General features: G+C 63.0%; 21 protein-coding genes. 10 read left to right on the top strand and 11 right to left on the bottom strand.

Features of this window, described 5'->3' with window-relative positions; translation table 11 throughout:
• Positions 1-71: 71 nt before the first annotated feature.
• Positions 72-1,058, bottom strand: coding sequence for a nitrilase-related carbon-nitrogen hydrolase (locus tag PPGU16_RS18455; RefSeq protein ID WP_180724130.1), 987 nt, complete (start codon positions 1,056-1,058; stop codon positions 72-74).
• A 213-nt stretch (positions 1,059-1,271) separates the two neighbouring features.
• Between PPGU16_RS18455 and PPGU16_RS18450 the strand changes: the two genes are divergently transcribed.
• The 3 genes from PPGU16_RS18450 to PPGU16_RS18440 all read left to right on the top strand — a co-directional run bounded on the left by PPGU16_RS18450 (position 1,272) and on the right by PPGU16_RS18440 (position 3,654).
• The gene (locus tag PPGU16_RS18450) at positions 1,272-2,228 is read left to right on the top strand and encodes a GlxA family transcriptional regulator (RefSeq protein WP_180724129.1); all 957 of its coding nucleotides are present in this window, start codon (positions 1,272-1,274) and stop codon (positions 2,226-2,228) included.
• A gap of 128 nt (positions 2,229-2,356) precedes the next feature.
• Complete coding sequence (locus PPGU16_RS18445) at positions 2,357-2,614, top strand: hypothetical protein (protein ID WP_180724128.1); 258 nt, start codon at positions 2,357-2,359, stop codon at positions 2,612-2,614.
• Positions 2,615-2,805: 191 nt separating this feature from the next.
• Entirely contained in the window at positions 2,806-3,654 is an 849-nt protein-coding gene (locus tag PPGU16_RS18440; protein ID WP_180724127.1) for a hypothetical protein, read from the top strand.
• A 66-nt stretch (positions 3,655-3,720) separates the two neighbouring features.
• On the opposite strand, the gene PPGU16_RS18435 is transcribed toward PPGU16_RS18440, so the two are convergent.
• Complete coding sequence (locus PPGU16_RS18435; protein ID WP_180724126.1) at positions 3,721-4,728, bottom strand: zinc-dependent alcohol dehydrogenase family protein; 1,008 nt, start codon at positions 4,726-4,728, stop codon at positions 3,721-3,723.
• A gap of 200 nt (positions 4,729-4,928) precedes the next feature.
• Between PPGU16_RS18435 and PPGU16_RS18430 the strand changes: the two genes are divergently transcribed.
• A complete protein-coding gene (locus PPGU16_RS18430; RefSeq protein ID WP_180724125.1) occupies positions 4,929-5,342 on the top strand; it encodes a winged helix-turn-helix transcriptional regulator in 414 nt (137 codons plus the stop codon).
• A 360-nt stretch (positions 5,343-5,702) separates the two neighbouring features.
• Here the strand turns inward: PPGU16_RS18430 and PPGU16_RS18425 are convergent, their stop codons facing one another.
• Positions 5,703-6,581, bottom strand: a complete 879-nt coding sequence (locus PPGU16_RS18425; RefSeq protein WP_180724124.1) for a hypothetical protein — start codon at positions 6,579-6,581, stop codon at positions 5,703-5,705.
• Positions 6,582-6,780: 199 nt separating this feature from the next.
• On the opposite strand from PPGU16_RS18425, the gene PPGU16_RS18420 reads away from it, so the two are divergent.
• Together PPGU16_RS18420 and PPGU16_RS18415 are read left to right on the top strand one after the other, a co-directional pair.
• Positions 6,781-7,842, top strand: a complete 1,062-nt coding sequence (locus tag PPGU16_RS18420; protein ID WP_180724123.1) for a catalase family peroxidase — start codon at positions 6,781-6,783, stop codon at positions 7,840-7,842.
• The gene (locus PPGU16_RS18415; protein WP_180724121.1) at positions 7,839-8,372 is read left to right on the top strand and encodes a cytochrome b; all 534 of its coding nucleotides are present in this window, start codon (positions 7,839-7,841) and stop codon (positions 8,370-8,372) included. The genes PPGU16_RS18420 and PPGU16_RS18415 overlap by 4 nt, the downstream gene beginning before the upstream one ends.
• Here the strand turns inward: PPGU16_RS18415 and PPGU16_RS18410 are convergent.
• The gene (locus PPGU16_RS18410; RefSeq protein ID WP_180724120.1) at positions 8,348-8,905 is read right to left on the bottom strand and encodes an acyltransferase; all 558 of its coding nucleotides are present in this window, start codon (positions 8,903-8,905) and stop codon (positions 8,348-8,350) included. The two genes, PPGU16_RS18415 and PPGU16_RS18410, sit on opposite strands and share 25 nt — an antisense overlap.
• A 931-nt stretch (positions 8,906-9,836) precedes the next feature.
• Entirely contained in the window at positions 9,837-10,013 is a 177-nt protein-coding gene (locus PPGU16_RS18405; protein ID WP_180724118.1) for a hypothetical protein, read from the bottom strand.
• 142 nt (positions 10,014-10,155) lie between these two features.
• Between PPGU16_RS18405 and PPGU16_RS18400 the strand changes: the two genes are divergently transcribed.
• Entirely contained in the window at positions 10,156-10,452 is a 297-nt protein-coding gene (locus PPGU16_RS18400) for a hypothetical protein (RefSeq protein WP_243460631.1), read from the top strand.
• A gap of 16 nt (positions 10,453-10,468) precedes the next feature.
• On the opposite strand, the gene PPGU16_RS18395 is transcribed toward PPGU16_RS18400, so the two are convergent.
• The 3 genes from PPGU16_RS18395 to PPGU16_RS18385 all read right to left on the bottom strand — a co-directional run bounded on the left by PPGU16_RS18395 (position 10,469) and on the right by PPGU16_RS18385 (position 16,339).
• Complete coding sequence (locus PPGU16_RS18395) at positions 10,469-13,177, bottom strand: ATP-dependent Clp protease ATP-binding subunit (protein WP_180724116.1); 2,709 nt, start codon at positions 13,175-13,177, stop codon at positions 10,469-10,471.
• 87 nt (positions 13,178-13,264) lie between these two features.
• The gene (locus PPGU16_RS18390; protein ID WP_180724115.1) at positions 13,265-13,819 is read right to left on the bottom strand and encodes a hemerythrin domain-containing protein; all 555 of its coding nucleotides are present in this window, start codon (positions 13,817-13,819) and stop codon (positions 13,265-13,267) included.
• 135 nt (positions 13,820-13,954) lie between these two features.
• Positions 13,955-16,339 carry a phosphoketolase family protein gene (locus PPGU16_RS18385; protein WP_180724113.1) on the bottom strand — a complete coding sequence of 795 codons (2,385 nt, stop codon included), beginning with the start codon at positions 16,337-16,339 and terminating at the stop codon, positions 13,955-13,957.
• A gap of 174 nt (positions 16,340-16,513) precedes the next feature.
• On the opposite strand from PPGU16_RS18385, the gene PPGU16_RS18380 reads away from it, so the two are divergent.
• Positions 16,514-17,041 carry a DUF421 domain-containing protein gene (locus tag PPGU16_RS18380; RefSeq protein WP_180724111.1) on the top strand — a complete coding sequence of 176 codons (528 nt, stop codon included), beginning with the start codon at positions 16,514-16,516 and terminating at the stop codon, positions 17,039-17,041.
• Positions 17,042-17,136: 95 nt separating this feature from the next.
• On the opposite strand, the gene argG is transcribed toward PPGU16_RS18380, so the two are convergent.
• Together argG and PPGU16_RS18370 are read right to left on the bottom strand one after the other, a co-directional pair.
• Positions 17,137-18,471 carry an argininosuccinate synthase gene (gene argG / locus PPGU16_RS18375; protein ID WP_180724110.1) on the bottom strand — a complete coding sequence of 445 codons (1,335 nt, stop codon included), beginning with the start codon at positions 18,469-18,471 and terminating at the stop codon, positions 17,137-17,139.
• A 111-nt stretch (positions 18,472-18,582) separates the two neighbouring features.
• Positions 18,583-19,032 carry an ATPase gene (locus tag PPGU16_RS18370; protein WP_180724109.1) on the bottom strand — a complete coding sequence of 150 codons (450 nt, stop codon included), beginning with the start codon at positions 19,030-19,032 and terminating at the stop codon, positions 18,583-18,585.
• 215 nt (positions 19,033-19,247) lie between these two features.
• Here PPGU16_RS18370 and PPGU16_RS18365 point away from each other — a divergent pair, with 215 nt between their 5' ends.
• Complete coding sequence (locus PPGU16_RS18365; protein WP_180724108.1) at positions 19,248-20,960, top strand: SulP family inorganic anion transporter; 1,713 nt, start codon at positions 19,248-19,250, stop codon at positions 20,958-20,960.
• 110 nt (positions 20,961-21,070) lie between these two features.
• Here the strand turns inward: PPGU16_RS18365 and PPGU16_RS18360 are convergent, their stop codons facing one another.
• Entirely contained in the window at positions 21,071-22,411 is a 1,341-nt protein-coding gene (locus PPGU16_RS18360) for a TAXI family TRAP transporter solute-binding subunit (RefSeq protein WP_180724107.1), read from the bottom strand.
• 450 nt (positions 22,412-22,861) lie between these two features.
• Here PPGU16_RS18360 and PPGU16_RS18355 point away from each other — a divergent pair, with 450 nt between their 5' ends.
• Complete coding sequence (locus tag PPGU16_RS18355; protein WP_180724106.1) at positions 22,862-24,193, top strand: efflux RND transporter periplasmic adaptor subunit; 1,332 nt, start codon at positions 22,862-22,864, stop codon at positions 24,191-24,193.
• Positions 24,194-24,201: the final 8 nt, after the last annotated feature.

Raw genomic sequence — 24,201 nt, 5'->3', positions numbered from 1 at the left:
CTTGGATAACAGCACAAAGTTGGACAGTCGAGTTGCGCGCATCGTGCGCGCACGACCTCACGAGTCTCAGTTCACGCGAGTACTTCGAGATCCCTCACGGGCTCTTCGCCGGGCGCCCGCAGCGAGCGCTCGATGACATGCGTCTTCGGCGTGCGATCGATCACCAGCCCGAGCACGTCGGGACGGCTGTAATGGCCGCGTGAATCCATCATGCGTTTGCGCTTGTCGATCTGCCAGAAGTCGAGGTCGGCGATGATTTCGCCCTCTCCTTCGCGCAGCGGCGCGCCGCCCATGTACTCACCCTCGGGCGAAACGATCGCCGTGAAACAGCCGCTCGAGATCGGCCCAACCTGGGTGGTATTCGTATCCTGCAGAATCTGCTGCTGTTGTTCGGGAGTCAGCCACGCCGTCGCGTTGACGACGAAGGCGCCCGCCTCCAGCGCGTGCTGGCGGATGTTGACGGAGATCTGCTCGGAGAACAGATCGCCCGCGAACGAACCCGGATACATCGCCGAATGGATTTCCTCGCCATCGGCCATCAGCGCATAGCGCGCGAGCGGGTTGTAGTGCTCCCAGCAGGCGAGCTGACCGACGCGGCCCACGGCGGTATCGATCGCGCGCAGACCCGAACCGTCGCCCATTCCCCAGACCATACGCTCGTGATAGGTCGGCGAGAGCTTGCGGCGGCGTTGCACCAGTGTGCCGTCGGCATCGAATAGCAATTGCGTGTTGTAGAGCGTGCCGCCGTCGCGTTCGTTGACGCCGATCGACACCACCATTTTTGCCTGACGCGCGGCTTCGCCAATGGCACGCGTCGTCTCGGACGGCACGACGACTGCCTGATCGAGCAGCTTGTAATGCTCGGCGCCCATTGCAAACGGCGATTCGACGAACGAGAAGTACGGATAGTACGGAACGACAGTCTCAGGGAAGGTCGCAAACTGGACGCCCTGCTTGCCGAGTTCCAGAATTTTCTTGACGACCTTATCGACGGTGCCTTCCCGGCTGTAGAGAACGGGCGCGATCTGAACGGCTGCGGCCCGGATAATCTTTGACATGATGGTGTTCCTTTCGCTGGTGCGAGACAGATGATGAAGTGCTTGTACGTTATCGCCTCTGCCCTTTACGATCTATGTCGTTGTTGCCACCATTCATGACGCGCGTTGTCCGCGCGTGCGGCGCTCGCGGCATCGAGAAGAAATCTGCGAATACGACCCGTGGAATGACGCTAATTTGCGGTCAGGCGCGCAAGCCTGACCTCGGGAATACCTATGCATCGGATTGGCTTTATCGTGCCGCAACGATTTCAGATGATGAGTCTCGCGGCGCTAACGGCATTCGAAATCGCGAACCTGCCGCCGGCGGGTCCGTGCTACGATGTCCATGTGCTGTCTGCGCGTGGCGGTCCCGTTCGTTCTTCGGGCGGCATGACACTGGAAACGGAAGCGTTCGGCGATCCGGCTTTCGATACGGTCATCGTGGGCTCGATCACCGAAATGAAAATGCCGTCCTCCGATGACGCTGTGATCGCGTTCGTTCAGGAAGCAGCGAGGGCGTCGAGACGGATTGCCTCGATCTGCAGCGGCGCATTCGTTCTCGCCGAGGCCGGGCTTCTGAATGGCCGGCGCGCCACCATGCATTGGGCACACGCGGCTGAATTCAGGGCGCGCTTTCCGGAAGTCATCACAGAAGAAGACCGGATTTTCGTCAATGACGGTCCCATCTGGTCCTCGGCCGGCATGACGGCGGGGATCGATCTCGTTCTGGCGTTGATCGATAACGACCTCGGTCCCGAAGCCGCGAAAATGGTCGCGAGGCTTCTCGTCATGAATCAGCGCCGGCTCGGTGGGCAGATGCAACATTCCGCCCTTCTCGACATGACGCCGAAGTCCGACCGGATCGAACTGGTGCTGGCGCACATCCGCCGGAACCTGCGCAATCCGCTGACCGTCGAGGAGCTGGCCGCGGTGGCTAATCTCAGTCCTCGCCAGTTCAGCCGCGCGTTCGCGGCCGAGACCGGTCAATCGCCCGCCAAGGCGGTGGAGCAGCTTCGGCTGGAAGCGGCCCGCTTCATGATCGAACAGGGCCGGCACACGATCAACGTCGTGGCGCAGGAAACGGGGTTTGCGGATCGCGAGCGCATGCGCCGCGCGTTTGTCCGAACGTTCGGTGTGCCCGCCGACATGCTGCGCCGGAACGCTCGACGGGAACCCGCTGCTGGCAACTGAAGCCTTCCGCCGACCGCTTTGCGAACGCCAATAATCTGGCCCGAAAAAAATACTTGAAGCGGGATCTATTCTTTTGGCAGCCGATGCCGATAAGAGCGCTCATAAGCCCCGCCTGAGAGAGCCTCCCGATGCGAATCGACCTTATTGCCAAGCGCCCCGCCCGATTGAAACGTTCGCTGACCATGTTGGTCGGCTGTGCCGGCGTACTGGCCAGTCTGTCCATCTGGGGACGGGTGCCCGCCGATGCACTCGCCGACGCCGATCGGGAAGTCGCCCAGTTCGGCCCCGCAATGCCCGGTACGACGTGCACATCTGAAGGCGCGGTTTCAAGGGACGCGAACGGTACCTTTCTCATGTGCTGGCGGCTGGTCTGGAGCAAGCCATAGCGTTCTGCTTCCCTGGCGGCGTCGACGCTATGTGTGACTCATCCCACACGGCATGAGACCGCATCACGTTTCGTTGCAAGCGCATACGACTGAAGGTTCGGTTGGGAAGCGCACGCAATGGCATCGCTAGCGTTTTTTTGTCGCCGGAGACGTTGTACGATTCGCCATCAATAACCATAAAGGGAGGCCTCATGGACGCACACTTGAGGCAGACTTTGGCCGGCGCGTTTCTCGCCACAGGTTGCCTGTGTTCGGCATCGTCCCACGCCTACAGCGCGGCCGACGACGCCGAGGCCCAGGATCGGGAAGTGAAAGCGGCCTACGATCGCGGCTACAAGGCGGCGAAAGAGGAACTCGCGCGCGAGGCCGCAACAAAGGGCACTGCCGCCACGACGCCGCCCGCAACGGAAGCGCGGGCGCAGAAACCGACAAGCGAGGCGGCTCGCAAACCCATCCTCGACATCAAACACGTTTACAGCGACGCAAGCGAGATCGAGACCGTGCAGGAGGTGCCCGTCACCTCGAAGCCGCTTGGAGAACAGGCAGGCACACCCTCTCCTGCATCCAGCGGCACGCGCATCGCGTCATCCAAGCCAGTCGCCCGTCACGCTCCACCCGTGACATCCGACGCCTGGACGGACACCGATTCACTGCAGAATCCGCAACCCGTTCAACGCCCCAGCGCGCCGCCGCGAAATACCGGCGTCGTGCGGTCTACGGGACGCGTGCCACAACAGAACGCCATGCCGGCTGACGCGTTCGCCGACGACGAAGGCGACGACGCCGGGATGCCGCGGACGGCACAGGTCTATACGACCGAGCCACAGTACGCGCGACCGCGAACGCAGTACGCGCCGCCGCCCGTCGCGATGCGACCGCCGCCGCAAGCCTATGGCTACGTGCAGCGGCCGACCAGCGTAGCCGCCCGTCCGTACGCCTACTATGCGCCACCCGCTGCCTGGAACGGCGACTACCAGCCGGCGCCGTATGCTGGGCGCTGGTACTGGTCGCCGGAGTATGGACGCTGGCTTTACTACTGACCCGTCACGATCTTCACCTGAAAGGCGAAGATCGCCTGCGGCGGCCGATCGTTTCCGCCGCCCGCTTCATACCGCCAGACACACCTTGCCGAAATGCTTGCCCGCCGCCTGATGGCGGAATGCGTCGGCAATTTCGTCGAGCGCGAACGTGCTGTCGATCACCGGCTTGATCCCGTTCGCATCGATCGCGCGGATCATGTCGAGTTGGTGTTTCCGGCTGCCGACGATCAACCCCTGCAGCTTCTGCTGACGCCGCATCAGTTCGGCCGTCGGCACCTGCCCCGCAATTCCCGTCAACACGCCGATCAATGCGATGTGACCGCCGATCCGGCAAGCCCGGATCGACTGCGCGAGCGTGTCGGGACCGCCCACTTCGACCACGTTGTCGACACCGCGACCATTGGTGATTTCGAGTACCTTCGCGGCCCAGTCGGTATCGCGTTTGTAGTTGATCAGGTGATCGGCGCCGAGCGCGCGGGCTTTCGTCAGTTTCTCGTCGGAGGACGACGTCGCGATCACCGTCGCGCCCATCTGCTTCGCGAACTGCAGCGCGAAGATCGAGACGCCGCCTGTGCCCTGAACCAGCACGGTATCGCCCGCCTTCAGCGCGTAATCGACGACGAGCGCGCGCCATGCAGTCAGGCCAGCAGTGGTCAACGTCGCAGCCTCCGCGTGGCTGTAACCGCGCGGCGCGTGCGTGAACCATTGCGCAGGACGCACGACGCGCTCGCGAGCGTAGCCGTCGACGCCATCGCCCGGTGTCGTCGAAAAATCGGCGAGCGTCGGGCCGCCGTCGAGCCAGTAAGGAAAGAACGTCGATACGACGGCGTCGCCAACCGCGAATTCCGTCACGCCGTCGCCGACCGCTTCGACGACACCCGCGCCATCCGACATCGGAATGCGACCGTCTTCGGTACGCAGACGCCCTGTGACGACACCGAGGTCATGAGCGTTGAGCGAACTCGCGTGGATACGCACGCGGATTTCGCCGGCTGCCGGCGCGCCGGGATCGGCAAGTTCCGTGCGTACGAGATTGTCCAGTCCGGCAGGCTGGCGCAAGGCAATGGCTTTCATCGAAGGAACTCCTGATAGTCGATAGACGGACTGACGATGCGCGATGCGGCATCGCCGTCGAAGATAGCGATCGCGCGCCCTGGTCGGCGCGCGAGGTCGCGACAGCGCCGCGACCACGCCGTGATTGTCCGGTCGCACGTCGATTACTGCAAGAAGGTACAATTAAAGCCGGTACTATCAATTATGTAGGTATAAACGCCATGCGACCCAAACGCCTGGACAGCAAGAGCGGCTGCGCCGTCGAAGTGACGCTTTCGGTCATCGGCGGCTTGTGGAAGCCGGTGATCCTGTTTCATCTGATGCATGAAAAGAAGCGCTTCATGGAGCTCACCCGGCTGTTGCCGAACACGACGCAACGCATGTTGACGCTGCAACTGCGCGAGCTGGAAGCGGATGGGATCGTGGCGCGCCATGTCTATCCGCAGGTTCCGCCGAAGGTCGAATACGAGTTGACGCCTTTCGGCGAGACGCTCGCGCCGGTGCTGATCAGCCTCAGGGAATGGGGAGAGTCCTATCAGGCGCAGCGGACGAGTGACGTTGCGCCCGTCGAGGAAGTACCGAAGACAACAGGGACGCGGCGGCGTCGTGCAAGCGCGGCTGGGCAGGCTGCGTGAACGGGCGTCACGCCGTTGTTGAGGCGTTGAGTTGAACCCGAAGCGACATGCGATCGGGGGTTGAACGCTTGCGGGCAGCGGATACTGGCCGACAAATAGCCGACAAACGGCAGTACGATACACAATGACCGATGAAACCGAGGAGGCACCATGAACGCGGTATGCCCGCTACACGGGCCGACCACCATCATCCGCACCAACGCGTACGGCTTTCCCGTCTATGCGTGCTGCTGTAACGACGTACCGTATGCAACGCCGCCGGACGCCTGCACAAGGGCGCCGACGCAACGCGGAAAAGACCCGCAACAGAAGCCCGAGCAACCGAAGACAAAAAGAGAATGACGGTCGCCGGGACATCGATCAATGCGTTGCTTTCCCCGCAAGCCACAGCGCGAGATTGATCGCGTATCGATGCGCGTCCGGCAGCGCCTGTTGCTCCGTCTGCATCCCGTCTCCAGACGGCTCGTCCACGAAGCTCGGGCAACCGAGCCGCGCATCCCAGTTGTAGTCCGCAAAGTGATGAAACGTGCTTTGAGCGACGGCGGGCCCGCCGTCGCTGGACGGTTCAAACGCAACGGCGAGATTGAAGCTCTTGCCTGTGATCTTGCTGTTGCCTCGCGCGATCACGCGGGCCGATGCGTCGTCGGGTGCAGCGACGGCGCCCTCATGCGGGTGAGCGGGCAGGAAGCGGATTGCACCCGTTGGAGAGTCGGCATTCGCCAGCACGGGATGTGTCGGCCCGACGACCACAACGTCCTGAAAGTCCCCATTCGCGCCCGAGTGAAAGTTGGGCCATGAGATATGCGTGGAGAACGGATCGTCACATACGCATCGCGACTCGTCGGGATCGACATTGTGGGTGTGGAAGTGATGTGCCTTGCCCACAGCACCGAGACTGCACAGCGAGCATCCCACATCCATGTGATCTCGCGTCACCATCAGGCCGCGGCCTGCCTGCCGGAATCGCGTGATGCCGGCGCAGTCTTCGGGCGTCAGGCCGTCTCCGTTATCGACGGCAAATAGCCACAATTCGTCGAACGCGGTTTCATCCAGACGCGACAGCACCGGGTCCGGCTCTCCGGGATGCCCGCGGTCTCGCGCGACGACGTCGAACACGGCGCGGCCTTCGGCATCGCGATGATCGCGCAGCAGTTCCGCAAGGCGGCTGAAGCGCGCGATCGACCAGTCGTCGGCGACGGATGGAATGGTCGTTTGTAGCAGGATCTTGATGGTATCCATGATGGTCACGCAGCACACTGCGCCCGTTTGAGCATGCCGCCATCCTAGACGCATTCCCATGGGGACAGTAGACATGCGGACAGATACACGGTGTTGCCTCGCGGACACCTATCGCTGACGTGCCCGCTCCCGGCCCCTTCTGCACGAATTTTATGATGCTGCTAGATTGTCGCCAGCAGAACTCTCGAGCGAGACTTCCATGGCTGACAAACCCGGTTCACAAGCATCCGCTGGCCGCTCACTGGCCTTGATTGCGATCGTCGTCGCCGTCGTGGCCATTGCGTTTGCCTATACGGCAGGCTGGCTCACCCCAGGCCGGCTGACACCTCCGAAGATCGTCAACGCGCTGGCGCCGCCGGGCGGACCCGCGCTGGGTTTCCGTCGCAATCACGCGAAAGGCATCTGCTTCACGGGTACATTCGAATCGAATGGAGCAGCCGCTGCATTGTCGAAGGCGCCGATGTTCGCGCAGGGTTCCTCTCGCGTGACGGGACGCTTCAATCTCGCCACGCCTGATCCAAACGCACCGGACCCGACTGTCCGCGTTCGCGGCCTTAGCCTGCGTGTGGTCGCGCCGGATGGCAGCGAATGGCGCTCGGCGATGATCGACGCGCCGTTCTTCCCCGTCGCGACGCCGCAAGCGTTCTATGCGTTGCTCGAAGCATCGGGGAAAAAGGACGATCCCGATGCGATGAAGCAGTTCATCGCCGCGCACCCTGAGTTCGCCGCGTTCGGCGCGTGGGCGACGACGGCGCCGTGGACGGGATCGTTCGCGCAGGATCAGTACAACAGCCTCAACAGCTTTGTCTTCACGAACGCTCAGGGGCAGGACAACGTCGTGCGCTGGTCGTTTGTCCCGGCGGCGAAGCCGGAGGCCGTGTCGCCCGATGTCCTCAAGCAACGCCCCGCCAATTTCCTCGAAACCGACATCACGCAACGCGTGCAGAGCGCGCCGCAGCGCTGGACGATGATCGTGACCGTCGCGAATCCAGGCGATCCGACGGCCGACCCGAGCAAGGCGTGGCCTGACGACCGCCGCAAGGTGGAAGCCGGCACGCTGGTGGTCAGCGCGATCGAGCCCGAGCCCGACGGCCCGTGCCGCGACCTCAATTTCGATCCGACCGTCCTGCCGGCAGGCATGCATGTTTCGGACGATCCGTTCCCTGCTGCGCGCTCGGCTGCCTATTCTGTTTCGTTCAATCGCCGGACTGCCGAAGACAAGTACTATCCGCACACGCCTGCCGAAGGAGCGAAGCCATGAAACCGACTCTCGAGCGCTTTACGACATTGCAGCGCGCGCTGCACTGGATCATGGCGATCTGCATTCTGGCGATGCTGTTTATCGGCGTCGGCATGGTGTCGACGATTCGGCCTGACTATCTGACGCTGGTGTCGATTCACAAGCCGCTGGGCATCGTCATCCTGATACTCGCGCTGATCCGCCTGGTGGTGCGACTCACGCGCGGCGCGCCGCAACTGCCGCCGGACATGCCCGCGCCGATGAAGCTCGCGGCGCATCTGTCGCACCTCGCTTTCTATGCGTTGATGATTGCGTTGCCGTTGATTGGTTGGGGGATGCTCTCGGCAGCGGAGTATCCCGTGATCGTGGCGGGCATCCAGTTGCCGTGGATACTGCCGCATAGCAACGAGCTGCACACGCTGCTATGGAACGCGCACCGGTTCCTGGCGTTGTGCTTCTTCGCGTTGATCCTCGTGCACTTTGCGGCGGCGCTGTTTCATGCGCTGGTCAGGCGCGATGGTGTGTTTCAGGCGATGGCGCCGTGGCGGTGAGCGGGCCGCTCGATATCCCTGATCTTGCGCGCCGGCACGCCGCCCACCAGCGTGTGAGCCGGCACGTCCCGCGTCACGACTGAGCCGGCGGCGACCACGGCTGCCTCGTGGATCGTCACGCCGGGCAGGATGGTTGCGCCTGCACCGATCCACACCTTGTTGCCGACGCGGATTTCCTGATGATCGGTTCCGCGCCCGATCTCGGGTTCGAACACGATGCCATGCGTGGCCGTTTCGAACGACACGCGCGGCCCGACCTGCACGTCGTCGCCGATCGAAATCCGGCTATTGCGACAAGCGAGTCGCGTCTGCGCGTTCAGATACACGTTGTCGCCGATCGAAATACCGCGGATCGTTTCTTCGTTGAGACTCAGCTCGAGATTCAACGGGCCGATGATGGTCACATCGCGGCCGATCGCCATGCCCGCCTTGCGGAACATCGAAGCACGCAGGCGATTGAATGGGCCGTAGGTCGGCAATGTGTTGCCGACGGTGATGAAGAGGTGTCGTTTGAATGCCGTCAGTAGTTTCATTATCCGCTGATCGAGGGACGGTTCGCGCTGTCACGCGATCGACTTTAAAGGCGCGATTCTACTGATGGAAGCTGGCATATGTGCGATGAGTCGCCGGGCTGGCGTGTTGTGTGGAGGTTTTGGCGCCATTCCAGGCGCGTTTGGTTTTTTTGTGTGTCGCGTATCCGCGTCGGCCTTTCAGTTCGACAACTTTTGCGCCATGCGTGGTGTTTTGGTTTTTGCGGTGGCATCCGCGTGATGTTATTGGTTCGCAAGCGTTGCCCCTGTGCGGGGCGGCACCTACTTTTCTTTGCCGCCGCAAAGAAAAGTAGGCAAAAGAAAGCGGCTCACACCGCCAGTTCTTGTGTCTGCCTGAGGGACCCCAACGGGTCTTATGCTTCACACGGCAACGTCCCTGCTGGTGCCCGTTGCCAACGCTTCGAATGAACGCCTCACCCGCTTCGAATACCCGTACTCGGGCCAGCGGCAGCGACTGGCTTGTGCCGCCAAGGTGGCAAACTGTGTGCAGGTTGTCGCGCCACAAAGGGTAGCGCTCTTATCAGAAACACCAACCGTGCTACACAGTCCGGAGTGTGGCGCGTACGGCGCGAAAGCCTACACACAGTTTGCCACCTGCGCGGCGGTGGGCTATCTGGCACGGCGTGCTGAGACGCGGGTGCGTGAAGTGGGTGAAGCGTACAGGGAGAACGTTGGCAACGAACGCGAACCAGGGCGTTGCCGTTTGAAGCGTAAGACCCTTCGGGGGCCCTCAGGCAAACACTAGAACTGGCGGTGTGAGCCGCTTTCTTTTGCCTACTTTTCTTTGCGGCGGCAAAGAAAAGTAGGTGCCGCCCCGCACAGGGGCAACGCTTGCGAACCAATAACATCACGCGGATGCCAGCGAAAAAACAGGCAAACCGCAAAGCCTGCGCCACGCAAAGAAACCCCTCTGCTACTGCTCCTCCTCATCACTCTCGTCCTCCTGACCGGGCTCGAGGTCCTGCAACTCGACGACCTCTCCATCAACGACCATTTCTGCGCCTGCCTCGATTGTTTCACCGAGCACGGGATCGCCATCTACGATCAGGCGGATGGGCGCGTCGCCCTCATTAGCAACTCTGACTTTCATGACCGACCTCCAAGTGGAACGTGGAAGTACGAGCAAGAAACCGTCCAGCCCGCGCAGAAAAGAAGAGAAGAAAAGAAGAGAAGGAATGCACGTTGCTGAGCAAATAACATCCGCACAGATATCGACACACGGAGCAACGCAAATGACGAAATCCACCACCCACTACGCGTTCGCGGCATTAACAGCGACAGCACTCATATTCACCACAGCCGCCTGCAAGAAAGTAGACGAAAAAAACAGCGACACCATGAGCTCAGCCAGCAGCGGCGTCATGACCAACACTGCCGGCATGAGCGGCACGCAAGGCCAAAGCGCAGCCGCGCAAACCGCAAGCGACAACGCAGCATCGGCAAGCGCGCCCGCGGCATCGAGCGAGGCCCCCGTCGCCGCGACGCCATCATCGATGGCCAGCGCCGTACCATCCGGCGCCAGCCAATAAAGGAAGCGAATAAAACCTACTTCACCGTCTGCGGCTCGACCACAGCCACCGGCTGCTTGCCGCCCGCGACAGGCTCGAACGTCACCAGCCGCCTGTCGGCGTCGTAACGGCATACGACCTGCATGCCTTCCTTCACGTCGCCATTCAACATGGCTTTGGCAAGCTGATTCTCGATCTGCTGCTGAATCTGCCGTCGAAGCTCGCGCGCACCGAACTCAGGGCGATAGCCCTCGGTCGCGAGATGATCGACGATCGAATCATCGAACGTCAGCTCGATATCCTGGCTGCTCGCCAGCCGGCTCACGTGCTCCAGTTGCAGACGCACGATATGCCGCGTTTCATCGCGCCCAAGCGACTTGAAAATGATGATGTCGTCGATACGATTGAGAAACTCGGGCCTGAAGTGCTGGCGCAGCACGTTCATCACGCCACTCTCCACGCCGACGGAACCCGCGTCGCTCAGAAAGCCCGGTCCCGAACGGTTCTGCCCCGCGATCACATCGGCGCCGAGATTGCTCGTCGCAATGATCAGCGTATTGCTGAAGTCGACCATGCGCCCTTTGCCGTCCGTCAGCCGCCCATCGTCGAACACCTGTAGCAGCACGTTGTACACGTCGGGATGCGCCTTCTCGATCTCGTCGAGCAGAATCACGCTATAGGGCTTGCGCCGCACGCGTTCGGTCAACTGGCCACCTTCGTCGTAGCCGACATATCCGGGCGGCGCGCCGATCAGTCGCGCCACCGTATGCCGCTCCATGTACTCGCTCATGTCGAAGCGCAGCATCGCGTCTTCGTCGCCGAACACGACTTCGGCGAGCGCCTTCGCGAGTTCCGTCTTGCCGACGCCCGTCGGCCCGAGAAACAGGAACACGGCAGTCGGGCGATGCCGCGCCTGCAAGCCGGCGCGCGAGCGTCGCACCGCGTCGCTGACGGCCACGACGGCTTCGTCCTGGCCGATCACGCGCCGATGCAGACGCTCCTCCATATTCAGAAGCCGCTGCTTCTCCTCGGCCGTCAACTGCGCGACGGGAATGCCCGTGAGCCGCGCGACGATCTCGGCGACGTTCGTGACCGTCACATGCGATGTATTCGTGCCGACGCTCTTTTGCCATGCCTGCGTTTCGTCGCGCAATGCCTGCTCTTTCGCGGCGATTTCGCCGTCGAGCGAGTGCGCGCGGTCGAACTGCTTGCGCGACGCCGCATAGTCCTGCTCGCGGCGCAACTGCGTGATTTCCGCTTCGAGTTCGAGCACGGCGGCGGGACGCGACGTCGACGACAGGTTGACGCGCGCTGCGGCCTGGTCGATCAGATCGATCGCCTTGTCGGGCAGAAAACGACCGGAGATATAGCGGTCCGACAATTCCGCCGCGCCGACGATCGCATCGTCCTGGATCGTGACCTTGTGATGCGCCTCGAGCCGGTCGCGCAAGCCGCGCAGAATGTTGACGGTCTGCACGACGCTCGGCTCGGCGATCAGCACCGGCTGGAAGCGCCGTTCGAGCGCAGCGTCCTTTTCGATGTACTTCTGGTATTCGTTGAGCGTCGTCGCGCCAATCAGGTTGAGTTCGCCGCGTGCCATCGCCGGCTTGAACACGTTGGCGATGTCGAGACCGCCCTCGTTGCCGCCCTGCCCGGCGCCGACGATCGTATGCACTTCGTCGACGAACAGCACCAGCGAATCATGATTCGCGAGCACTTCATCGACCACCTGCTTGACGCGCTCTTCGAACTCGCCGCGAAACTTCGCGCCCGCAACGATCGAGTTCACGTTCAGTTCGACGAGACGCTTGTTGCGCAGCGATTCGGGCACATCGCCGTTGACCATCCGCTGCGCCAGACCTTCGACGACGGCCGTCTTGCCGACGCCCGGCTCGCCGATCAGCACCGGGTTGTTCTTGCGGCGGCGCGCCAGCACTTCGACCATCGTTTCGATCTCGCTCGATCGGCCGATCACGGGGTCGAGGCCGCCTTCGCGTGCCAGCGCCGTCAGGTCGCGGCTATGCTTGTCGAGGTTCGGCGTGCGCGAAGGCGGTGGCGGCGCCGCTGTCTTCTCTTCGTTTCCCGCCGCGAGCAGCGTCTGACGCCGCAACGCCTGCGGCTGCACGCCAAGACGCGCGAGCAGCTGGCCCGCGAAGCTCTCCGGCACCTCGGCGAGTCCGATCAGCAGATGCTCGGCGCCGACGTAGCTATGGCCGAGTTGCCGCGATGCAATGAACGCACGCTCGAGCGCGCTCTTCAGGCGCGGCGACACGCCGATGCGTTCCTGCCCGGGCGGCGGGGCGTTGTCGCGTTTGACGGTGTTCGCTTCGATATACGCGCGCACGTCAGCGGGCTTGACGCCGAGCGACTCCAGAATCGCAGCGACATTTGCGTTATCGGCGAGTACATACAGCAGATGTTCGGTGTCGACTTCGCGACGGCCCCATTGAATCGCGGCTTCCGCGGCGCGTTGCAGCATCTCGCGCGCAAGCTCGCTGAAATGCTGTTCGATGCTGACGGTCTCGGTGCCTTCGACGGGCTGCTGCGACTCGTCCGGCGGCGCTTGCCCGCCCGACGCCTGTGCGCGGAACAGCGCTTCGAGCGGGGAAATAGACCGTTGATGCCGCGTGATCTGCGCGTAGTGGAAATCGCACACATCCAGCACCTGGCGCTGACCGTTCTGCAACACCGCGAGCCGTACGGTCGCGGGCCTGACGCCGCAGATATCGCAAAGTAGGCGTGCCATCGTCGCGAGTCTCCTGACATGGGACCGTCAGGCTAGCACGCTGTTCGCCGGATTGCATTCGAGCGCCCGTGGGCGCTCGATCATGCATTACCGCTGAAACGTCAGGCTGTTGTCGCCCACCAGTTTGCTTCCCGCAGCATCGAGCTTCTTCATCAGCCTGTCTTTCTCTGCCACCATCTCTTCGCCTAACCGCACCAGGTTGACGCTGCTTTCGCGCAGCTCGGGAAAGAGCGTCGATTCCTCTTCGTCGATATGGTGGCGCACCATCTCCGACAGCACCTTGAACGTCGCGTCGAAACCATGATCGCCGGGTTTCAGCGAGTCGAACTTTTCGATCAGCGTCTTCGCGAGAAAGTGCTCGACGTAGGCTTCGTCGACGTCGATCTCATCGTCCTTGTCGAGCGCCTTGTGCGCGGCGGGATACAGGATCTTCTCCTCGATCATCGCGTGCACGGTCAGCACCTCGCAGGCGCGGCGAGCCAGCGTGCCCTTCGCTTCGAGATCCGAATCAGCAGCCTTCTCGAAGGCGTCGAACAGTTGCCTGGCGACGCGGTGGTCCGCTTCGAGTAGCTGGATCGCGTCGAGTGCCGTGTTTTCGACTGCAACATCGGCCGCCGACGCCTTGATTGCGTCTTTGCTCATGATTGCCTCCCGGGAAGAACGTCAGTGAACTGTCAGCGATGACATTCAGAGCAAACGCCATTCCGCGCCACGTTTCTCATCAATAGGGCGCTTGCGGGAAACAACCTTGGGGGCGGCCAATCATCAACTGCCCCGTCATCCGCCCCACTTCCACTCGCGGATCGCCTCGCTATCGATACCCTCGGTGTGCGCGTAGTCGAGGTGCTGGATCTTCTGATCGCGCAGCCGCTCCTTCGCGTGATCGCCGACGCCGCGCAGACGATGCACGCGATCGATCACGTCGATGGCCAGCGAAAACCGGTCGATGCCATTGATGATCGCAAGTTCGAGCGGCGTATTGATGTTGCCCTTCTCCGCATAGCCATGCACGTGAATGTTCGCGTGATTGGTGCGGCGATACGTCAGCTTGTGAACCAGCGACGCATACGAGTGGAAATTGAAGATCACCGGCTTGTCCGTCGTGAACAGCGAATCGAAATCGCGCCCCGACAAGCCATGCGGATGATCGGAATCGGGCATCAGCCGGAACAGGTCCACGACGTTCACGAAACGGATCTTCAGATCGGGAAACAGGTCTTTGAGGATTTCCACGGCGGCGAGCGCTTCCATGGTCGGAATGTCGCCCGCGCTCGCCATCACCACATCCGGCTCGTGATCCAGATCCGTCGATGCCCAGTCCCAGATGCCGATGCCTTTCGTGCAATGCGTAATCGCCGACTTCATGTCCAGGTACTGCAAATGAGGCTGCTTGTCGGCGACGATCACGTTCACGTAGTCGCGCGACCGCAAACAATGATCGGCGACGCTCAACAGGCAGTTCGCGTCGGGCGGTAAATAGATGCGCACGACATCGGGACTCTTGTTCGTCACGACATCCAGAAAACCCGGGTCCTGATGCGTAAAGCCGTTATGGTCCTGACGCCATACGAGCGACGTGATCAGCAGATTCAGCGACGGCACGGGCTGCCGCCAGCGCAACTCACGCTTGGCTTTTTCCAGCCATTTCGCGTGCTGGTTGAACATCGAATCGATCACATGCACGAATGCTTCGTACGTCGCAAAGAGGCCGTGCCGCCCCGTCAGCGTGTAGCCTTCGAGCCAGCCTTCCAGCGTATGCTCGCTCAGCATTTCCATCACGCGGCCATCGGCGGACAGATCGCCGCCGTCGCTATCCGATTCGACGATCTGCGCGAGCCACGTCTTCTGCGATGCTTCGTAAATCGCCGTGAGTTTGTTGCTGGCGGTTTCGTCGGGGCCGAATACGCGAAAGCTCGTCATATTGCGGCGCATGACGTCGCGCAGAAACTGGCCGAGCACGTCCGTGGGCGACACGTAGCTCGTAGCGGGCTTGCCGACGTCGACGGCGTATCCGGCGAAGTCCGGCAGATCCAGCGCCTTGCACAACGCTCCGCCGTTCGCATGCGGATTGGCGCTGATGCGCCGCGGCCCTTCGGGCGCGAGCGCGCGCAACTCGGGAACCAGCCGCCCCGTTTCGTCGAAGAGTTTTTCCGGCTCGTAGCTGCGCAGCCATTCCTCGACGAGCTTCAGACTCTTGCTGTTGCTCGCCGGATCGGCGACGGGCACCTGGTGCGCCCGCCACGAGCCCTCTATCTTGTGTCCGCCGAATTCGCGCGGCCCTGTCCAGCCCTTCGGCGACCGGAGCACGATCATCGGCCAGCGTGGCCGCTGAATATGGCCTTCCTGACGCGCACGTTGCTGGATCGCACGAATCTCGTCGATGCACTCGTCCAGCGTCGCCGCCATCTGCTGATGCATCTTCTCGGGCTCGTCGCCTTCGACGAACCACGGCTTGTAACCGTAACCCGTCAATAGCGCTTCGAGTTCTTCGCGCGGAATGCGCGCGAGTATGGTCGGGTTGGCGATCTTGTAGCCGTTCAGATGCAGAACGGGCAACACCGCGCCATCGCGCGCCGGATTCAGGAATTTGTTCGAATGCCACGAGGTCGCAAGCGGCCCGGTTTCCGCCTCGCCATCGCCGATCATCACCGTGACGATCAGGTCAGGATTGTCGAACGCCGCGCCATAGCCATGCGACAGGCTATAGCCGAGTTCGCCGCCCTCATGAATCGAGCCCGGCGTTTCGGGTGTGCAATGCGAGCCGATGCCGCCCGGAAACGAAAAGAGCTTGAAGAGGCGCCCCATGCCCTCTTCCGTTTCGCCGCGATCCGGATAGATCTCCGAATAGCGCCCTTCCAGATAGCTGTGTGCGAGCGTCGCAGGTGCGCCGTGGCCCGGCCCCGAGAGAAAGATCACGTTCAGATCTCGTTGCCTGATGACCCGGTTCAGATGCACGAGCACGAAGCTCTGTCCGGGATCGGAGCCCCAATGTCCCAGCAAGCGTCGCTTGATGTGCTCAGGCTTCAGCGGTTCGCGCAACAGCGGGTTCGCGCGCAGGTAAATCATGCCAGCGGACAGGTAATTGCAAGCCCGCCAGAAGCGGTCCATGTTGCGCAGTTCATCGGCTTGCAACGGCGTGGTTTGCAGGCGGGTGTCGTCCATTGAGCGTCTCCATTGCAGAGGTTTCGCGGTACGCAGTGCCTTCCTAATCATAGAAGGTGCTTTGCGTATGTCCATTGCGAATCCATCTGTCTTTGACGCAGGCGGCACAACGATTGCAAAACCCGTTGTATTGCCTGCAATCGGCACGCATGGATCAAAGAAAGGAGACACACCATGGACGTGATCATCACGCTATTCGGCGAAGGCAAGGACCTCACCGCCTTGCAGACAGCCATGCGCGCGATCGTCGTGTTCTTCGCGACGCTCGTGTTGATCCGCATTTCGGGCAGGCGGTCGTTTGGACAACGCTCACCGTTCGACTACGTGGTCGCAATCCTGCTCGGCGCCACGCTGAGCCGCGTCATCATCGGCGCATCGCCCGTGGTGCCGACGCTCGCGGCATCGCTGGTGATCGTGCTGATTCATCGCGCGCTCGCGTGGTGTTGCGTACGCTCGCCGTGGCTCGAATCGCTGGTGGTGGGTGTCGAACGAGAGGTGTATCGCGACGGACAGTTCAATAGCCGTCAGATGTCAGCGGCGCTGATTACGCGCACCGATGTGTTCGAGGCGGCGCGGCACGAACTTCACGCGCTCGATCTGCGCGACGTGCACGCCGCGATTCTTGAGCGCAATGGACAGATGAGCCTGATTCGCAAAGAGGCGAAACGCAATGACGCAAGGACGGATGCGCAGGCAACGTAACGTGACGCAGCGTCACGTACCTGGAAAACGGGGCGGGCCGCGCGAGCTTCACGAACGAAGCACCCGCGCGAAACCCGCCCCGCTAACCGCCAGACTTATTCGGTATCGTTCTTCAGTTGCGGCAGTGCCGACGACTCGCCCGGTGCGAGCAGACCGACCTGCGCGTAGACGCGCAGCTTGTCGCGCGTGTCGGTGATGTCGAGGTTGCGCATCGTCAGCTGGCCGATACGGTCACGCGGCGAGAACGTCGAGGCGACCTTCTCCATCGACAGACGCTCCGGCTGATACGTCAGGTTCGGCGACTTCGTGCTGAGGATCGAATAGTCGTTGCCGCGACGCAGTTCGACGGTCACTTCGCCTGTGATCGCGCGCGCGACCCAGCGTTGCGCCGTTTCGCGCAGCATGATGGCCTGCGGATCGAACCAGCGGCCCTGATACAGCAGGCGGCCGAGGCGGCGACCGTTTTCACGGTACTGCTCGATCGTGTCTTCATTGTGAATGCCCGTCACGAGCCGCTCATACGCGATGAACAGCAGCGCGAGGCCCGGAGCTTCATAGATGCCGCGGCTCTTCGCTTCGATGATGCGGTTCTCGATCTGGTCGCTCATGCCGAGGCCGTGACGACCGCCGATGCGGTTCGCTTCCAGCAGCAACTCGACGGCGTTCGGGAAGGTCTTGCCGTTCAGTGCGACGGGCTGGCCTTCTTCGAAACGGATCGTCACTTCTTCCTTCGCGATCTGCACGTCGTCGCGCCAGAATGCGACGCCCATGATCGGGTTGACGATCTTGATGCCCGACTCCAGGCTTTCGAGGTCCTTCGCTTCATGCGTTGCGCCGAGCAGGTTCGAATCGGTCGAATAGGCTTTCTCGGCCGACATCTTGTACGCGAAGCCCGACTGGCGCATGAACTCCGACATTTCCGCGCGGCCACCGAGTTCGTCGATGAACTGCTGGTCGAGCCACGGCTTGTAGATCTTCAGATCCGGATTGACGAGCAGGCCATAACGGTAGAAGCGCTCGATGTCGTTGCCCTTGTACGTGCTGCCGTCGCCCCAGATGTTGACGCCGTCTTCCTTCATCGCGGCGACGAGCATCGTGCCCGTCACGGCACGGCCGATCGGCGTCGTGTTGAAGTACGTGACGCCTGCCGTCGAAATGTGGAACGCGCCGCATTGCAGCGCGGCAATGCCTTCGGCGACCAGCTGCGCGCGGCAGTCGATCAGGCGGGCGCCTTCGGCGCCGTATTCCGTGGCGCGGCGCGGAATCGAGTCGTAGTCTTCCTCGTCCGGCTGGCCGAGGTTTGCCGTGTACGCATACGGCACGGCGCCCTTCAAGCGCATCCAGTGCAGCGCGGCGCTCGTGTCGAGGCCGCCTGAGAACGCAATACCGACCTTCTGGCCGGTCGGAAGATTTTCGAGGATTGTGCTCATAATCAAAACCGTTGAATCGACTTTTGAAGGGAATAGGCGAAACTTTATCAGACATGCCCGTCTACGAGCCGGATTCGGCGGAAAACGGGCCTTGCACGGCGCTGCCGCGCGTCAGGCATCCGGGTGCAGCGGATCGTCCAGAAGCGACGGCGGCACGGCGTCGGGATCGGTCGCCCGCGCGTCACCGTAACATTGCTCGGCCAGATCGATCATGCCCACGGCGGCGTCGATCAGCTCGTCGAGACGGTCCAGCAATTCGCCGCGCGCTTCGGCTTGCCCGTCCGCATGACCGTTCAGTTGTGCGATCAGCGATTCCGCCGTCTGCAGGTAGGGAATCGCCTCGTGGTAGTTCTCGATCGACACCAGCGCCTTGCTGCGCGCGCCGACCAGCAGGCTCCGGTAATGATCCGCAAGCTCGGATTCGCCGCTGATCCGGGGCAGTTTGTCGGAAATGCGCTGCAGGCAAGCCGGCACCTGCTCGTCGAGCGCGGCCGCGCGCTGCCGCAGATCGGCGTATTCGGCGAGCAACTGGGCCTGGTCGAACGGGAAAACACTGTCCATCGTGGGCGGCTCGTGGTCTGGTGAACCTAGCATCTTACTGCACGCCGCAAAGTCGATGCGCGCCGGGGCCGATGGCCTACACTACGCACATCCGCGCCCGCACGGGAAACCTCGCGACAATCGCAGCGGAAAACCCGTGCGCCCCGCGTCAACCTGAGCTGTTACGTAGTCGATAGCCGCACCGTCGCCGACTGAAATGCGGAGGCCTCGCGAACATGGGACACGTTGCCAGCCATCTGCGGATACCCGTGCTCGACTGGATGCACGGGTATCGCAAGGAATGGATCAAGCCGGACGTCGTCGCCGGCGTCACTGCGGCGGCCGTCGTGCTGCCCAAGGCCCTCGCCTATGCCTCCGTGGCCGGGCTGCCCATCGAAGTCGGGCTGTACACCGCCTTCGTGCCGATGGTGATCTACGCCCTGTTCGGCACGTCTCGGCCGCTCAGCGTCAGCACCAGCGCCACGCTCGCCATCCTGACGGCCGCCGCGCTCGCGCAGGCCGTTCCCGGCGGCCAGACGGCCGAGCTGATGCGCGCCACGGCGACGCTCACGCTGCTCGTCGGCGGCATGCTTGCGCTGGCCGCGCTGCTGCGCCTCGGGTTCGTCGCCAACTTCATTTCCGATCCTGTTCTGACGGGCTTCAAGGCGGGGATCGCCGTCGTCATCGTGCTGGATCAGTTGCCGAAGCTGTTCGGCATCCACCCGGAAAAGGGTTCGTTTTTTCACAACGTCGCGGCCCTGGTGATGGGCATTCCCGACGCGTCGTGGTGGACGGTGGCCGTCGGCGTGGCGACGATCGTCATTCTCGTGGCTTTCGAGCACTTCTATCCGCGCGCGCCCGCGCCCTTGATCGCCGTCGCCTGCGGGATCGGCGCGGTGGTGCTGCTGGGCCTGCCTGCGCATGGCGTCGGCCTGGTCGGCCATATTCCGACGGGTTTGCCCTCTGTCGTGGTGCCCGATTTCTCGCTGGTCGGCGCGCTCTGGAAGGACGCGGCCGGCATCGCGCTGATGAGCTTCACCGAGACGATCGCGGCCGGGCGCGCGTTTGCGGACAATGGCGAACCCATGCCGAAGCCGAACCGCGAACTGTTCGCCACGGGACTCGGCAATGCCGCAGGCGCCTGGCTCGGCTCGATGCCCGCGGGCGGCGGCACGAGCCAGACGGCCGTCAACCGGCTGGCAGGCGCGCGCTCGCAATTCGCCCAGCTCGTCACGGCGGCCGTCACGCTCGGCACGATGCTGCTGCTCGCGCCGTTGATCGGTCTGATGCCGCACGCGACGCTGGCCGCCGTGGTGATCGTCTATTCGATCGGCCTGTTCAGCCCGGCCGATTTCCGCGCGATTCTGCGAATACGTCGCACCGAATTCCTCTGGGCGCTGGCCGCGCTGGCGGGCGTCGTGCTGCTCGGCACCTTGCAGGGCATCCTTGTGGCGATTGTCGTGTCGCTGGTGGCGCTCGCGCATCAGGTCGCCGATCCGCCCGTCTACGTGCTGCGTCGCAAGCTGGGCACTAACGTGTTCCGCCCCGTATCGGACGAGCATCCCGACGATGAGGTGTTCCCGGGGCTTCTGGTCGTGCGGGTGGAAGGACGTGTGTTCTTTGCCAACGCGGAGCACATTGCGCAGAAGCTGCGGCCGCTGATCGACGAGGCGCAGCCAAAGGTCGTCATTCTGGAGATGAGCGCCGTGTTCGATCTCGAATACACCGCGCTCAAGATGCTGATCGAAGCCGAGAAAAGGCAGCGCGAGCGGGGCATCGCGACCTGGCTCGTGCACCTCAATCCCGGCGTGCTCGCGGCGGTTCAGCTCTCGTCGCTTGGCACGACGTTGGGTCGTGGTCGGATGTTCTTCAACCTCGAAGAAGCGCTCGCGGCGTGGCGAGCGCTTCACGCGACGGATCAGGCAGACGGCGCGTCGGAGAAGTTCTAGATCGCGAGAATGGATCAGGCCCGCGCGGATCAGCACGTCGAGCATGCCGCGCGCAAGGGACTTCGCCCAACTCCCGTTGTCTCCGCTGAGTCACGGCACGATTGCCCGCGCTAACCGTCCGATCCCGCCGCCCGCGAGATGCGGTGCCGCACCACGCTGATCGCCTGCTTGAGCGCATAGACGTCGTGCAGGTAACGCGTCGGCACGCGTATCTGGCTCGCCTGCGCGTCGATGCTCTCGAGTTCGTTGTGCCATTGCGCGAGCTGGTGTGCGGACGGCTGCGCGGTCTTCCAGATTTCGTCTTCCAGCGATTTGAGTTCGCGATACCAGACCACGAAGCGCTTCTTCACGCGCGACTCCAGGATCCGCGGCAGCGCCTGCACCAGCCCGATCAGCACGGCCATGAACGGCACGAGAATCAGCAGGCGCCGTTCGACGAAGCTCGCGAGCCAGAACGGCAGGTAGCGCTGCAGGAACGGACGTCCCGATTTGAAGTAACGCTCGCTCTCGCTGGAGACGGGGAATTCTTCGGTATTCAGATTGGGGAAGGTGCCGAGCGGCGTGAAATAGTCCTCGCCCGCATGCGCGGTTCTGGCTGCGTCGAGCAGCAGATAGACGAGCGCGGGATGCAACGTGTCCTTCGCGACCAGTAGCGCCGTCGCGGCCAGCAGCGTGACGTCCGTTTGCGGGCGATCGTCGACGATGCTGGTGGAGGCGCGCGGGAACGTCACCTTCTTCAGCGACGGGAATTTCTGCACCAGCGCGTCCGCCTGAGCGAAGCTCATCAGCTTCAAATCGCTTTTCAGCAACATCTGCTGCATCGGCGCATCCGGCCTGCCGATGAAAAACGCTGCATCGAGACAGCCGTCTTCGAGGCAGCGCCAGGCTTTCGACGCATCCATTTCGAACAGCTGGGTGTTGTCACGCGTGATATCGCTGTAGCCGAGCAAGACCCGCGACACCTCCAGAAGTCCGCTGCCCGGCACGCCGATGCCGATCCGTTTGCCGCGCAGTTGCGCAAGGCGGTTGATGGTCTGTGCGTCACGGTAGAAAACCCAGATCGGTTCATACGAAACGGCGGCAATCGTTTCCAGACGATCGGTTTCCTGCGGCACGGTGGTGCCCGATTGAACGAAGCCCACCTGATATTCGCTCGTGGAGTCTTTGAGCCGCTCGTAGTTCTCGACGGAACCGGATGAACTGCGGATATCGAGCGTCACGCCGTCGCGTTTGAGGATCGGCGCATAGCGCTCCGCAAAGCCGCGATAAATGCCCTTGTCCGCGCCCGTCGTGATGACGATGCGGGTCTGGAAAGCCGGCTCGATGACGGCATACAGTCCCCAGCCCAGCGCCGCTAGCGCGACGACGCCACCAACGGCGAAAAGCCACCTGCGCCGTGGCGTGACGGGTGGCTTCTGGATGCGGTGAAGCGCTGGGTTATCCCTGGGCATCGCCTGGCCCTCTCGTTCGCCAGGGTCCGTTCACGTGATGAAGCGTGAACGGACGTTCGGAGCGCATGTGTGGTGTGTGTCGTATCAGGCGTCCAGCGTTCTGAGCAGCGTAATGCACGATTTCGGGGATCGGTATTGGACCAAAGTCCAATGGTGCGGGCCGGGTCGTTGCCAGATACTCGCTGCGTGAAGCCCGCGCTTTCGGCCGCCGCGCGTGCGCACACATGCCGTTCGAGGTTGCGGAGCTGAGTATTCGTCTGGACGTTGCCGCCCGCCCGGCGGCTAACGCGGGAACGGCGCGAACGAGACCCTCGATGCTGTAAAGCGACTGGCAGTGTTTTGGCCCGTCAACACAATTCGAACCTGGCTGCCGGTCCGCGCGGCGCGCGAGCGTGTGTTCATGCTGTCGCGTGATGCATGGCACGTAGTAGCTTGAATGGGGAGGCGCTCATGGCGTCTTTGTCGTATCGGCTAGCGAACTGCCGCAGTCTTGCTGTGAAAAAACTTCCGGCGCGCAAGCGGCTGCTTCTGCCGCTCGCGCTGCTGGCACTGGCATCGCTCACCGCCTGCAAAAAAGCCCCCACCGAACCCCCACGCCCGACTGTCGAAGTCACCGTCGTCACGGTGCGACAGCAGGAAACCCCTGTCGATTTCGAGTTCACCGCGCAGACGCAGAGTTCGCGCGAAGTCGAGATTCGTGCGCGCGTCGACGGCTTCCTCGAGCGGCGCATGTACACCGAGGGCTCACTCGTCAAGGACGGCCAGGTGCTGTTCGTGATGGACAAGAAGCCCTTCGAGGCCGCGCTGCAGTCCGCCAGGGGCGCGCTCGCGCAGCAGCAGGCGCGGTTACTCGTCACCAAGCAGAATCTCGCCCGCGTGATCCCGCTGGCCGCGCAGAACGCCTTGAGCAAGAAGGACCTCGACGACGCCACCGGCAACGAGAAACAGGCCGAAGCCGCCGTGATCGCCGCGCAGGGCGAGGTGCGCACGGCCGAGCTGAACCTGAGCTACTGCACGATCCGCTCGCCGCTGCAGGGGCTGTCGAGCTTCGCGCGCGTGCAGGACGGCAGCTACGTGACGCCGAACCAGTCGGGGCTGCTCACCTACGTCTACCAGCTCGATCCGATGTGGGTGAACTTCAGCATCTCCGAGAACGAACTGCTGCGCTATCGCGACCAGGTCGCCAAGGGCCTGCTGCGCTTTCCGCCCGACAACCAGTTCGACGTGACGGTCATCCAGGCCGATGGCTCGGTCTATCCGCAGCAGGGCCGCATCGACTTCACGAACCCCGCGTTCAGCCAGGACACGGGCACCTTCCTCGTGCGCGCGAGCTTCGCCAATCCGAAGGGCACGCTGCGCCCGGGGCAGTTCGTGCGCGCGAAGGTGTCGGGCGCGGTGCGCCCCAACGCGATCCTCGTGCCGCAGCGCGCGGTGCTGCAGGGCGCGAAGAGCCACTTCGTGTGGGTGCTCGACCAGGACTCGAAGCCGCATCAGCGGGTGGTCGAGGTGGGCGACTGGCACGGCGACGACTGGTTCGTCAACGAAGGGCTGAAGGCGGGCGAGCGCGTGGTGGTCGATGGTGCGATCCGCGTGTCGTCGGATGCGCAGGTCAAGGTGGTGAGTGCGCCGTCTGGCGGCACGCCGGGTGCACCCGGTACGCCTGCCACGCCCGCCTCCGCGCCGCCTGCGGCGAGCGCCGCCGCCGCGTTTGCGCCCGCCGCCACGCTGGCCCAGGCGCGCCCGGCCAGCGGCGGCGTCAGCCATGAGCCGACGACCCGATGACCCGATGA

The sequence above is a fragment of the Paraburkholderia largidicola genome (assembly GCF_013426895.1).
Classification (GTDB): domain Bacteria; phylum Pseudomonadota; class Gammaproteobacteria; order Burkholderiales; family Burkholderiaceae; genus Paraburkholderia; species Paraburkholderia largidicola.
This window is presented reverse-complemented; position numbering and strand designations above follow the sequence as displayed.